This window comes from Cupriavidus lacunae, from assembly GCF_003353055.1.
Classification (GTDB): domain Bacteria; phylum Pseudomonadota; class Gammaproteobacteria; order Burkholderiales; family Burkholderiaceae; genus Cupriavidus; species Cupriavidus lacunae.
The window spans coordinates 1-12,653 of the sequence record NZ_QKWJ01000013.1 but is presented as its reverse complement, the minus strand read 5'-3'; the positions used below and the strand labels follow the sequence as shown (position 1 = coordinate 12,653).

At 67.4% G+C, this 12,653-nt stretch carries 13 protein-coding genes; 9 read left to right on the top strand and 4 right to left on the bottom strand.

The annotated features are described in order from the left end of the window. Positions 1 to 179 precede the first annotated feature (179 nt). The 5 genes from gatC (at position 180) to gatB (ending at position 5,224) form a co-directional block, all read left to right on the top strand. On the top strand, positions 180 to 479 hold the full coding sequence (gatC, locus tag DN412_RS13040) for an Asp-tRNA(Asn)/Glu-tRNA(Gln) amidotransferase subunit GatC (protein WP_115212025.1): 300 nt from the start codon (positions 180 to 182) through the stop codon (positions 477 to 479). A 96-nt stretch (positions 480 to 575) separates the two neighbouring features. Continuing rightward, positions 576 to 2,081, top strand: coding sequence for an Asp-tRNA(Asn)/Glu-tRNA(Gln) amidotransferase subunit GatA (gene gatA / locus DN412_RS13035; protein ID WP_115212024.1), 1,506 nt, complete (start codon positions 576 to 578; stop codon positions 2,079 to 2,081). A 2-nt stretch (positions 2,082 to 2,083) separates the two neighbouring features. Further along, complete coding sequence (locus DN412_RS13030) at positions 2,084 to 2,563, top strand: hypothetical protein (protein ID WP_115212023.1); 480 nt, start codon at positions 2,084 to 2,086, stop codon at positions 2,561 to 2,563. A 17-nt stretch (positions 2,564 to 2,580) separates the two neighbouring features. Then, on the top strand, positions 2,581 to 3,675 hold the full coding sequence (locus DN412_RS13025) for a dienelactone hydrolase family protein (RefSeq protein WP_115212022.1): 1,095 nt from the start codon (positions 2,581 to 2,583) through the stop codon (positions 3,673 to 3,675). Positions 3,676 to 3,766: 91 nt separating this feature from the next. Further along, positions 3,767 to 5,224, top strand: coding sequence for an Asp-tRNA(Asn)/Glu-tRNA(Gln) amidotransferase subunit GatB (gene gatB / locus DN412_RS13020; protein WP_115212021.1), 1,458 nt, complete (start codon positions 3,767 to 3,769; stop codon positions 5,222 to 5,224). Positions 5,225 to 5,439: 215 nt separating this feature from the next. Here gatB and DN412_RS13015 read toward each other — a convergent pair whose 3' ends face one another. Both DN412_RS13015 and DN412_RS13010 read right to left on the bottom strand, forming a co-directional pair. Next, on the bottom strand, positions 5,440 to 6,144 hold the full coding sequence (locus tag DN412_RS13015; RefSeq protein ID WP_115212020.1) for a tetratricopeptide repeat protein: 705 nt from the start codon (positions 6,142 to 6,144) through the stop codon (positions 5,440 to 5,442). Between the two features lie 154 nt (positions 6,145 to 6,298). Continuing rightward, entirely contained in the window at positions 6,299 to 7,270 is a 972-nt protein-coding gene (locus DN412_RS13010) for a magnesium and cobalt transport protein CorA (protein WP_115212019.1), read from the bottom strand. Positions 7,271 to 7,510: 240 nt separating this feature from the next. Between DN412_RS13010 and minC the strand changes: the two genes are divergently transcribed. The 4 genes from minC to DN412_RS12990 all read left to right on the top strand — a co-directional run bounded on the left by minC (position 7,511) and on the right by DN412_RS12990 (position 10,949). Then, positions 7,511 to 8,323 carry a septum site-determining protein MinC gene (minC, locus tag DN412_RS13005; RefSeq protein ID WP_115212018.1) on the top strand — a complete coding sequence of 271 codons (813 nt, stop codon included), beginning with the start codon at positions 7,511 to 7,513 and terminating at the stop codon, positions 8,321 to 8,323. 67 nt (positions 8,324 to 8,390) lie between these two features. Then, positions 8,391 to 9,206, top strand: a complete 816-nt coding sequence (gene minD / locus DN412_RS13000) for a septum site-determining protein MinD (protein ID WP_078194710.1) — start codon at positions 8,391 to 8,393, stop codon at positions 9,204 to 9,206. Positions 9,207 to 9,227: 21 nt separating this feature from the next. Further along, positions 9,228 to 9,482, top strand: a complete 255-nt coding sequence (gene minE / locus DN412_RS12995; RefSeq protein WP_010811451.1) for a cell division topological specificity factor MinE — start codon at positions 9,228 to 9,230, stop codon at positions 9,480 to 9,482. 363 nt (positions 9,483 to 9,845) lie between these two features. Further along, a complete protein-coding gene (locus tag DN412_RS12990; RefSeq protein ID WP_115212017.1) occupies positions 9,846 to 10,949 on the top strand; it encodes a porin in 1,104 nt (367 codons plus the stop codon). 46 nt (positions 10,950 to 10,995) lie between these two features. Here the strand turns inward: DN412_RS12990 and DN412_RS12985 are convergent, their stop codons facing one another. Both DN412_RS12985 and DN412_RS12980 read right to left on the bottom strand, forming a co-directional pair. Further along, positions 10,996 to 11,760, bottom strand: a complete 765-nt coding sequence (locus tag DN412_RS12985; protein WP_115212016.1) for a sensor histidine kinase — start codon at positions 11,758 to 11,760, stop codon at positions 10,996 to 10,998. After that, on the bottom strand, positions 11,757 to 12,494 hold the full coding sequence (locus DN412_RS12980; protein ID WP_115212015.1) for a response regulator transcription factor: 738 nt from the start codon (positions 12,492 to 12,494) through the stop codon (positions 11,757 to 11,759). Before DN412_RS12980 ends, DN412_RS12985 begins: the two co-directional genes overlap by 4 nt. Positions 12,495 to 12,653 lie beyond the last annotated feature (159 nt).

Sequence of the window (12,653 nt, the reverse complement as noted above, 5' to 3'; positions counted from 1 at the left end):
ACCTTATAATTCCTGCTGCTTCGGGCGTTTACGGCCTGAAAATACCTGTAATTCCGACGACTCCGGGGCGCCACTCCGGCGCCCCCGGTCAGGCCACGGGCCGTGCGACGCAGCCGCCCCATGAGCCAGCCGCCGGCGCAGCCCGCGCCCTCTGCATCCGAGCATCGAACCACCACGCCATGGCCCTCGACCTATCCGACGTCAAGCGCATCGCCCACCTGGCCCGCATCGAAACCAGCGATGACGAAGCCGCCCAGACGCTTGCGCAGCTGAACAACTTTTTCTCGCTGGTCGAGCAGATGCAGGCGGTCGACACCACCGGCATCGAGCCGCTGGCCCACCCGCTGTCGGCCGTGCGCGACATGGTCCTGCGCCTGCGCGAGGACGTGGTCACCGAGACCGACCGCCGCGCCGACTACCAGCGCCCCGCGCCGGCCACCGAAGACGGCCTGTACCTGGTGCCCAAGGTCATCGAATGACCATCGCCCGGCCCGGACGCCACGCACGCGACACCCGCACTGCCGTCCGCCGCCGGCCGCCCGCCAGTACAACACCCCTGATGCCAACCGACTGTCATGCCCTTTTCCGCTGATTCCGTGACCTCCCTGCGCCAGCTTGCCGACGCCCTGGCCGCGCGCTCCGTCTCCGCCGAGGAACTCGCGCGCGCGTACCTGGCCCGCATCGAGCAGGCCGCCGCGCTCAACGCCTTTATCCACGTCGATGCCGAGCGGACCCTGGCCCAGGCGCGCGCCGCCGACGAACGCCGCGCGCGCGGCGAGGCCGCGCCGCTGACCGGCGTGCCGATCGCGCACAAGGACGTGTTCGTCACGCGCGGCTGGCGCGCCACCGCCGGCTCGAAGATGCTGGCCAATTATGAGAGCCCGTTCGACGCCACCGTGGTCGAGCGCATGGCCGCCGCCGGCATGGTCACGCTGGGCAAGACCAATATGGACGAGTTCGCGATGGGCTCGTCCAACGAGAACTCGCACTTCGGCCCGGTGCAGAACCCGTGGGACACCAGCCGCGTGCCCGGCGGCTCGTCGGGCGGCTCGGCCGCGGCCGTGGCCGCTGGCCTGGCACCGGCCGCCACCGGCACCGACACCGGCGGCTCGATCCGCCAGCCGGCGTCGTTCTCGGGCATCACCGGCATCAAGCCGACCTACGGCCGCGTGTCGCGCTACGGCATGATCGCCTTCGCCTCGTCGCTGGACCAGGGCGGCCCGATGGCCCACAGCGCCGAAGACTGCGCGCTGCTGCTCAACGCCATGGCCGGCTTCGACCCCAGGGACTCCACCAGCATCCCGCCCGCGCAGGGCGGCGTGGACGAGGACTACACCCGCCTGCTGGGCCAGCCCCGCGCCGGCGCCAGCGCCGAGCGCCCGCTGGCCGGGCTGCGCATCGGCCTGCCGAAGGAATACTTCGGCAAGGGCCTCGCGGCCGATGTCGAGCAGGCCGTGCGCGCCGCGCTGGCCGAGTATGAAAAGCTGGGCGCGACGCTGGTCGAGGTGACGTTGCCCAAGACCGAGCTGTCGATCCCGGTGTACTACGTAATCGCGCCGGCCGAGGCCTCGTCCAACCTGTCGCGCTTTGACGGCGTGCGCTACGGCCACCGCGCGGCCGAGTACCGCGACCTGCTCGACATGTACAAGAAGAGCCGCGCCGAAGGCTTCGGCGCCGAGGTCAAGCGCCGCATCATGGTCGGCACCTACGTGCTGTCGCACGGCTACTACGATGCCTATTACCTGCAGGCGCAGAAGATCCGCCGCATCATCGCCGACGACTTCCAGCGCGCCTTCGCCCAGTGCGATGTGATCATGGGGCCGGTGGCGCCGACGGTGGCGTGGAAGCTGGGCGAGAAGACCTCGGACCCGGTGCAGATGTACCTGGCCGACATCTTCACGCTGTCCACCAGCCTGGCCGGCCTGCCCGGCATGAGCGTGCCGTGCGGCTTCGGCGAAGCCGGCATGCCGGTGGGCCTGCAGCTGATCGGCAACTACTTCGACGAAGCGCGCCTGCTGCAGACCGCGCATGCGTTCCAGCAGGCGACCGACTGGCACCTGCGCCGTCCCGCCAAGGCCTGACCATGACCGCACGCTCCTCGCTGACTCTGCGCCTGATGGCCGCGGCCGCGCTTGCCGCGGCGGTGGCCGGCTGCATCCCGCTGCCGGGCGTGCCGGGGCGGCCCGCGCCCCCCGCGCCGATCGCCAGCCGCGATATCGACCTGGCCGGCGACTGCCGCCGCACCGAAGAAGACGGCTTCCGCGAGGACGCCCAGCTGCGCGTGTCGAACAACAACGTGCAGCAGCTGTCGTGGAAGCTGTGGGTGGGCAAGCGCGGCTCGTGCAGCTTCAACCTGGCTGACTTCCGCCAGGTCCAGAAGAAGCCGCATATCGAGCTGCGCGCCAACGACGGCAGCGCCTGCAAGCTGATGGTCTGGCAGGAGCCGCGCCGCGTCACGCTGGCGCACGCCAACTGCCAGCAGCGCTGCACCCCCGGCATCTATGAAGAAGCCTGGCCCGTGATGTTCGAGCCGGGCACCGGCGCCTGCGCCCGCACGCGCTGAAGCCACCGAAGCCGGTCATGACCCACGCACCCGCCACCCTGCAACGCTCCTTGCGCGCCGCCCGCCCGGCGCTGGCGCTGCTGCGCGCCGCGGTGGCATTGGGGCTGGGCGCATGGCTGGCTGGCGCGGCCGCGCATACGCCGGACCCGCCCGCCACCGCACTGGCGCAGCCGGCGCCGCTGAGCCCAGCCAGCGTGCTGGCGCCGAATGACGTGAGCCGGGCTGCGCCGGGCACTACCACTGCCACGGCAGCCGTACCCGCGCAGCGCGTCCAGCTGCGCGGCGATGCGGCCACGCCCGCGCTGACCGCCTACTGGTTCCTGCCGCGCGAGGGCGCCACCCCGCGCGCGCTGCCCGTGGTGGTAGCCTTGCACGGTTGCGGCGGCCTGCTGTCCGCGCGCCCCTCGCGAGAGGGCACGCCGGGCGCTGCGGTAACCGACAAAACGGACGTTGCGCCGCTGCTGCAGCAGCGCTATCGCGAATACGCGCACTGGCTGACCGAACGCGGCTACGCCGTGCTGATGCCCGACAGCTTCAGCGCGCGCGGCAGGCCCCAGGGCATCTGCTCCGAGCCCATCGACACGCGCGGCAGCGACGACCGCACGCGCCGCGCCGATACGCTGGCCGCGCTGCGCTGGGTGGCGCAGCAGCCCGCGGTCGACACCGCGCGCATCGTGCTGCTGGGCTGGTCCAACGGCGCGCAGGCGGTACTGGCCACCGTCGACGCCAGCCGCCCGTGGCCGACCGGCACGCCCCAGGTGGAGCGCGCGGTGGCGTTCTACCCGGGCTGCAAGCGCGCCGTGCAGCAGCACGACTTCCGCCTGCGTGCGCCGCTGCTGCTGCTGATCGGTGGCGCCGACGACTGGACGCCCGCGACCCGCTGCGCCATGCTGCAGAGCGCCGTGCAGGCGCGCCAGCCGGACGCGCGCTTCCGGCTGGAGATCTACCCGGGCGCGTATCACGGCTTTGACGGCACCAGCGAGCTGCATATCCGCCGCGACGTGCCCGCCGGCATGCGCAAGGCCCAGGGCGTCACCGTCGGCGGCGATGCGGTCGCCCGCGTGGCCGCGCTGGCCCAGCTCGATTCCTGGCTTGCCAGTCCCGACCCCTGACGGCAAGGGACAAGGCCAGACAGAACACCGGAGCGGCGCTGCCGCTCCCTCGCAACAGACAACACCGAAAGAACCGAACAGGAATACCGCCATGCAATGGGAAGTGGTGATCGGCCTCGAAACGCACGCGCAGCTCTCGACGGCCTCCAAGATTTTTTCCGGCACCTCGACCGCCTTCGGGGCCGAGGCCAACACACAGGCCTCGCCGGTGGACCTGGCGCTGCCGGGCGTGCTGCCGGTGCTCAACCAGGGCGCGGTCGAGCGCGCCATCCAGTTCGGCCTGGCGATCGGCGCCACCATCGCGCCGCGCAGCATCTTTGCGCGCAAGAACTACTTCTACCCCGACCTGCCCAAGGGCTACCAGATCAGCCAGTATGAGATCCCGGTGGTACAGGGCGGCACCATCACCATCCAGGTCGAAGGCAAGCAGGGCGAGTCCTACGAAAAGACCGTCAACCTGACGCGTGCCCACCTGGAAGAAGACGCGGGCAAGTCGCTGCATGAGGACTTTGCCGGCATGACCGGCATCGACCTGAACCGCGCCGGCACCCCGCTGCTGGAAATCGTCACCGAGCCCGACATGCGCAGTGCCGCCGAAGCCGTGGCCTATGCCAAGGCGCTGCACTCGCTGGTGGTGTGGCTGGGCATCTGCGACGGCAACATGCAGGAAGGCAGCTTCCGCTGCGACGCCAACGTCTCGGTGCGCCCGCTCGGCCAGAAGGAATTCGGCACCCGCCGCGAGATCAAGAACCTGAACTCGTTCCGCTTCCTGCAGCAGGCCATCGACTACGAAGTGCAGTGGCAGATCGCCGAGATCGAGGACGGCCGCAAGATCCAGCAGGCCACCGTGCTGTTCGATCCGGATACGGGCGAAACGCGCGCCATGCGCACCAAGGAAGACGCGCACGACTACCGTTACTTCCCCGATCCGGACCTGATGCCGCTGGAAATCGACCCCAGCTGGGTCGAGCGCGTGCGCGGCGAGCTGCCGGAGCTGCCGGCGGCGATGCAGGCGCGCTTTGTCTCGCAATACGGCCTGTCGGCCTATGACGCCACCACGCTGACCGCCACCAAGGCCTTCGCCACATACTACGAAGCCGTGGTGGCCGGCGCGGGCACCGCCAACGCCAAGCCCGCCGCCAACTGGCTGATGGGCGACGTGGCCTCGCAACTCAACCGCGAAGGCATCGCCATCGACGCCGCACCGGTCACGCCGGCGCAACTGGCAAAGCTGCTCACGCGCATCGCTGACGGCACGGTGTCGAACAACACCGCCAAGAAGGATGTGTTCCCGGCGATGTGGGCGGGCGAACACGGCGGCGACGCCGACGCCATCATCGAGGCCAGGGGCCTGAAGCAGATGTCCGACAGCGGCGAGCTGGAGAAGATCATCGACGACGTGCTGGCGGCCAACGCCAAGTCGGTCGAGGAATTCCGCTCGGGCAAGGAGAAGGCGTTCAACGCTCTGGTCGGTCAGGCGATGAAGGCGACCAAGGGCAAGGCCAACCCGGCGCAGGTGAATGAGTTGTTGAAGAAGAAGCTGGGATAAAGGCTGGCAACAGCGAAAGTCTCCGCAAACTGCCGGTTTGCTCCCCTCTCCCGCCTGCGGGAGAGGGGCCGGGGGAGAGGGCAGGCGCTTGCTGACCACAGGCGCTCACTTCGTGGACAAGCCGGCCCTCTCCCCAACCCTCTCCCGCAAGCGGGAGAGGGAGCACCCAGTCAATATAGGCGACGACCTGGTGCCCTGCTTACACGCAGCGCAGCTCACCTCGCCGCCCTACCCCGCACCGCCTCCTCCAGCAACGACCGCAGCTTCGCCAGCGCCCCCGGATCCCCATGCGCGGCCGAGCGCGCGTACCAGATCTTGGCCTGCTCGATATCCTGGTCCACCACGCCGGGCTCGCCGTGCTCGTAGTAGCTGCCGACGATATATTGCGCACCGCCGTCGCCGGCAATCGCCGCGCGGCTGTACCAGGCAAATGCCTGGCCGTAATCGCGCGGCACGCCGCGGCCGGTGAAATAGTTCGTCGCCAGCGCCATCTGCGCCTGCACATGTCCGCCCTGCGCGGCCAGCGCATACCAGCGGTTGGCCTCCTCCAGCGACTTCGGCACCAGTTCGCCGCGCTCATAAAGATCGCCCCAGGTGTACTGGGCATGCGTCATCTGGTTGTCTGCCGCTTTCTTCAGCCAGACCAGTGCCTCCTGCGGACGGGCGGCGGTGCCCTCGCCGCGCAGCAGCATCATCGCGAAGTTGAACTGCGCCAGGCGGTTGCCTTGCTTCGCGGCATTGGCGAAGCCGCGCAGCGCCTGGTCGAAGTTGCCCGCTTCATAGGCAGCGACCGCATCACGGGTCTGCGCCTGGGCTGGGGCGGGCGGCTGCGGCGCGGAGGCAGCCGGCTGCATGCATAGCAGGCACGCGGCAGCGGCACCGGCAAGCAAGGCGGCAATCGGGGGGCGGGCAATCGACATGGCGGACTCCGGGCGCGGCGCCTTCCTGCTTCCAGTGTAGGAGTCAGGACCGGGCGCCGGTAGGCGCGCACGGGATCCGATGCCTATACACGGGAATAATCAATCACCAATAATTTTGTGACCGATCATTCGTCACACAGATAAAATCAGAAGCTCAGATCCACCCGGCCCGGTGCAACCGCCGCCACAGCGCGCCGCAGGCAACCGCGGTCACGCCGATCACGGCCGGGTAGGCATAGTGGAATTTCAGCTCGGGCATGACATCGAAGTTCATGCCGTACAGGCTGAAGACCACGGTCGGGATGGCCAGGATCGCGCCCCAGCCGGCCAGCCGCTTGACCACCTCGTTCTGGCCCACGGTCACCAGCGCCAGGTTGACCTGCACGGCCGTAGTCAGCATTTCGCGCACCACGTCGAGCGTGCGCACCAGCCGGCTGGCGTGGTCTTCGATGTCGCGGAAATACGCGCGCAGCTCCTTCGGCACCAGGTCTTCGTGCAGCCGGATCAACTGGCCGCACATGTCCTCGACCGGATTGACCGCATTGCGCAGGCGCAGCACCTGGCGCTTGATCTGATACAGGCGCTCGATCGCCGCGCGGTCGAATTCATCGCGGAAGATGCCCTGCTCCAGTGCCTCGAAGGTGTCTTCCAGGCGCGTAACGATCGGCATGTAGTGGTCGACAATAAAATCCATCAGCGCATACAGCACAAAGCCAGGGCCGTTGGCCAGGCCGTGCGGATCGTGCTCGCAGCGTTCGCGCACGGGCGCGTAGGTGCTGCTGACACCATGGCGCACCGACACCACGTAGTTGGGGCCGACGAAGAGATGGGTCTCGCCGACCACGACTTCGTCTTCCACCAGCTGCGCGGTGTTGAGCACCACGAAGACCGAATCGCCGTAGGACTCGAGCTTGGGGCGCTGGTGCGCATCGAGCGCATCTTCCACCGCCAGGTCGTGCAGGCCGAACGCCTGCTGGGCCTCGCGCAGCAGCGTGAGATCGGGCTCGTGCAGGCCCAGCCAGACGAAGGTGCCGGGCACGGCCAGCACCGTCCGGATTTCCTCCATGCCCACCGGGCCGAGCCGCTTGCCCTGCCGGTAGGCCACGCAATTGACGATGGCGCCCATGGAAACTCCGCTGATCAGATGGCGCAATCGTAACAAGGCTTTGCATTGGGCCCCGCCTCGCCTGCATGTCCCGCGCGTTTCGCGCACCGCAAGCCACCCCGGCCACACTTGCCTGGCGCGCTGGCGTGCCATACCGGTGCAGATGGAACCCACGCGCCACCTGCGGTACATATCGATCCAATTGTTACAGTTCGCGACAGATACGACGTTAGAATGTGGCATTTCCACGGTCACCCGGCTATGTCCCAGAAGAAATCGCCACGCTTCGAGCTGCGCAGTGGCAACGTCGACGCCCTCCTTCTCTCCCTCCAGACCGCCGACATGGCTGCGCTGCGGGGTGACCTCCTCACCCGCTTTGAAGCCACCCCCGACTTCTTCTCCAATGACGTGATCGCGCTGGACCTGCGCGCGCTGGAAAATGACAACGCCGTCGCGCTTGGCACCGTGATCGACACGCTGGCAACGCTCAAGGCCCGCGCCATCGGCGTGGTGGCCCGCCCAGGCCAGCGCGAGTGGGCCGAGCGCTTTGGCCTGCCGCTGCTCGACAGCCAGGCCCGCCGCGGCAGTGCCGCCGATCGCGCCACCGACCGGGCCGCCGAGGCCAAGGCCGCTGCCGCGGCGGAGCAGGCCGCCGCCGAACAGGCCGCGCGCGAGGAATCCGCCCGCGCCGGCGCGCAGGCAGCCACGGATGCCGCCGTGGCCGCCGCCATCCGCCAGACCCAGACCATGCTGATCGACAAGCCGCTGCGCTCGGGCCAGCAGGTCTACGCGCAGGGCGACGTGGTGATCCTGGACGTGGTCAGCTACGGCGCCGAAGTGATCGCCGAAGGCAACATCCATATCTATGCCCCGCTGCGCGGCCGTGCGCTGGCGGGCGTCAAGGGCAACACCGGCGCGCGCATCTTCAGCACGTGCATGGAGCCCGAACTGATTTCCATCGCCGGCATCTACCGGACCGCGGAGCAGACGCTTCCGGCCGACGTGCTCGGCAAGACCGCCCAGGTGCGCCTGGCCGATGAAAAACTGATCCTCGAAGCGCTGCGGCTCAAGTAACCGCGGCGCCGCTCGGGACCGAATCGCAGACAGCGCAAGCATCAACTTATTACTGGACCAAAGAGCCATGGCAAAAATCATCGTTGTGACCTCCGGCAAGGGAGGCGTCGGCAAGACCACCACCAGCGCCAGCTTTGCCGCCGGCCTGGCCCTGCGCGGCCACAAGACTGCCGTGATCGACTTCGACGTCGGCCTGCGCAACCTCGACCTGATCATGGGTTGCGAACGCCGCGTGGTGTATGACCTGATCAACGTGGTGCAGGGCGAAGCCAACCTGCGCCAGGCGCTGATCAAGGACAAGAAGTGCGAGAACCTGTTCATCCTGCCGGCCTCGCAGACGCGGGACAAGGATGCGCTCACACGCGAAGGCGTCGAGAAGGTCATCAACGGCCTGATCGAGATGGATTTCGAATTCATCGTCTGCGACTCGCCCGCCGGTATCGAGTCGGGCGCGCTGATGGCCATGTACTTTGCCGACGAAGCGCTGATCGTGACCAACCCGGAAGTGTCGTCGGTGCGCGATTCGGACCGCATCCTGGGCATCCTGGCTTCCAAGACCAAGCGCGCCAGCGAAGGCGGCGATCCGATCAAGGAACACCTGCTGATCACCCGCTACAATCCCAAGCGCGTGCATGGCGGCGAGATGCTGTCGCTGACCGACATCCAGGAAATCCTGCGCATCAAGCTGATCGGCGTGGTCCCGGAATCGGAAGCCGTGCTGCACGCCTCCAACCAGGGCACGCCCGCCATCCACCTGGAAGGCAGCGACGTGTCGGACGCCTACAGCGACGTGGTGGACCGCTTCCTCGGCAAGGACAAGCCGATGCGTTTCACCGACTACCAGAAGCCGGGTCTGCTCTCCCGCATCTTCGGCAACAAGTAACGGTCAAGGAGGGTTCACCCCATGTCGATCCTTTCCTTCCTGCTGGGAGAGAAGAAAAAGTCCGCGTCGGTCGCCAAGGAGCGGCTGCAGATCATCCTGGCGCACGAGCGCACCGGCCATTCCGCACCCGCCGACTACCTGCCCGCGCTGCAGCGCGAACTGGTGGCGGTGATCTCCAAGTACGTCAAGATCGGCGACCAGGACCTGCGCGTCAGCCTGGAACGCCAGGACAACCTCGAGGTGCTCGAGGTCAAGATCGAGATCCCGCAGAACTGAAAACAGACCCCGGCGCTGCCGGGGTCGTTCCTCCCCGCGGTTCCCCCCCACACCTCCCGTCTTACCGCCAACCGGCGCCGCTTGCGCGTCGGCGTCGGCCGGCCTCCGCTTTCCCCGCCCTGCCCCCGCCAGTCCAGTGCACAGGTCGCTTCGCGCTGCTGCGGCATCGCACCAAACCGGAATTGTGTAGCGGCGAGACAACGGATTTGCACCAAAATCCTGCTTGAAAGCGCGGCTCGGCGGAGTTTTGTGTCCTTGTAGCCGACCTTTTGTTAAATTTTCGCGGCGTTTACACGAAACGTAAACCTCGTCCCCGTCGTGATCCGGCGGAGAGAACAGTACAAGAGACAGAAAAGGAGCTCCATGAAGAAATCGGCCATCGTCCTCGCCGCCGGCAGCCTGTTGGCAGGTTCGGCTTTCGCACAATCGTCCGTTACCCTGTACGGTATCGTTGACCAGAGCGTCCGCTTCACCACCAATTCCGACGCCCAGAACCACAGCCAGACGCAACTGACCAACGGCGCGGTCACCAACAGCCGCTGGGGCCTGAAGGGTAGCGAAGCCCTGGGCAACAACCTGAAGGCGATCTTCCAACTGGAAAACGGCTTTGATCCGGATACCGGCAAGGCTAACCAGGGTGGCCGCCTGTTCGGTCGTCAGGCATATGTTGGCCTGAGCGGCGAGTTCGGCGCCATCAAGCTGGGCCGCCAGTACACCGAAGGCTTTAATTTCTTCGGCGACTACGATCCGCTGACCATTGGCAACTACGACAACAACGCCTGGCCCTTCTTCCTGACGCAGTTCCGCAGCGACAATGTGATCGGCTACTCCGGCAAGTTCGGTGGCCTGAACGTTGGCGTCAGCTATGGCTTCGGTGAGAAGCCGGGCAGCTTCACGCACGCACAGACCAACCCGCCCAATGGCAACGCACCGTATTTTGGCGCCCGTGCTGCATATGAAGCCGGCCCGTGGGGCGTTGGCGGCGTGTACCAGGAATTCCGTGACACGAACGGCAACAAGCAGCAAATGTGGGGTGCCGCCGGTAAGTACGGCATCGGCCCGGCCAAGATCTTCCTCGGCTACATCGGTGGCAAGGATAAGACTGGCCTGATCGACGCCGCTTTCTTCACGCCGTCGAACAGCGCCAATCCGATCCCGGCTGGTGGCAATTACACGGCAAGCCCGCGTAAGGACAACATCGGCTACATCGGCGCGACCTACCAGGCCACTCCGGCTCTGGCGCTGACCGGCGTGTTCTATGGTGACCACATCAAGAACACGAACGGTCTGGCTAATGTCAGCGGCAACCGCTACACCGGTGTTCTGCTGGCCGAGTACTCGCTGTCCAAGCGCACCCAGGTCTACGGCACCGTGGACTACAACCAGGTGACCGGCGGCGCGAAGACCCAACTGCCGGGCAAGGACAATCAGCTCGGCCTGGGCGCAGGCATCCGCCACATCTTCTGATCGTTGTCTGATCAGTCTGGCGAAAGGCACCTTCGGGTGCCTTTTTTCATGGTCGCGGCCGGCGACGCAGCCACAGGTACCAGCCGGCTTGCGGGGCGGCTTCCGCCACCGGCTGCAACGGCACCAGCATGCCGCCATGGCGTGCCACCACGCGCTGTGCGCACAGCAGCGCCGGGCCGGGCAGGCCCAGCCGCACGCCGCCCTCGTCATCGGCGGGATTGAACACAATTGAGAGCGCCACGCCGCCGGCGTGGCCGCGGCACGCGATCCGCAGCGCCGTCCCTCGCGCCGCCGCACCGATGGCACTTGCCAACAGCCATTCCAGCGTGCCGCCCAGCATGGCCTGGTCCCCGCCAATGCGCGGCAGGCGCCCTGCCGGCCGTTCCAGCCGGATGCCGGCCTCGCAGGCCACAGTCCACACCCGATCCAGCGCTTCATCGAGCAGGTTTTCCATGACAATCCGCCGCATGCGATAGGCGTGCCGCGTTTCGCGCAGCAGCCGGTTCAGGTCGTCGATATGGCGCAGCGAGCGGCGCGCATGGCCGCCGACCTGCGCGAGCAGCGCCGCATCGGCCTGGTCCTGGGTACGTCGCAGGGCCAGCCAGGCCAGCAGCGAGGCATTGGGTTCGCGCAGGTCGTGGCCGAGCACATGCAACAGCATGTCCTGCACCGCGGCGGGATCGCGTACGTCGCCGCCGTGACCGGGCGCTGGCGCCGCGGCAGCGGGGCCGCGCAAAGCCCACGCCAGCCAGCGGCTGCCGAGCCACAACGCCGTGGCAACCGCCGCATGTCGCAACAGGGGCGTCTTCACGCTGCCGCCCGCTCGGGGCGGTCCGCGCGGTCCGTACGCTCCAGCCGGTAGCCATGCGTGTAGACCGGCGTCAGCCGCATGCCATGCGAAGGCTGCAGGCCGAGCTTGCTGCGCACGCGCGACACATGGGTATCGATGGTGCGCGACATGGGTGAGATCTCGCGGCCCCAGACCGCGGCGGTGATGTGGTCGCGCGTGACGATACGGCCTTCGTTGCGGAACAACAGCACCGCCAGGTCGAACTCCTTGGGCGTCAGGCCGACCGGCTGACCGTTGCAGGTGACCTTGCGCAACGCGCAGTCAAAAGCGTAATCGCCCAGCCGCAGCGGCGCGTGTGGCGCCATCTGCGCGGGATAGGCGCGCCGCAGCAGGCATTCGATGCGCGCGGCCAGCTCGGCCGGGCGCACCGGCTTGACCATGTAGTCGTCGGCGCCCGCCGCCAGCGCGTTGACGATATCGTGCTCGGCATCGCGGCAGGTCAGGAACATCACCGGGATGCGCCGGTCGAGGTGGGTGCGCACCCAGGCCAGCACCTCGCGCCCGGACAGGTCCGGCATCTGCCAGTCCAGCAGCAGCAGGTCGAAACCGGCGTCGCGCAGCGCCAGCAGCAGGCGCCGGCTTTCGCCGAAGCTCACGCATTCATATCCTGCGCCGGTAATGACCTGGCGGATCAGCGCCGCATCCGCGGGCGCGTCTTCAAGCGATGCGATGCGTGATGGCATTTTCTTTCCCATGTCTTGCCTCCGACTGAACAGACCACTAGCGCGACATTTACTCACCAGTCGATAAGTAAGTCGACAAATTGGGGAACTTTGCGATGCCCGTGCCGGTCGGATCGTGTATGAAACGAGACGGACGTACATTTGACCATCAGACGCTGGAGGCGATTCGCC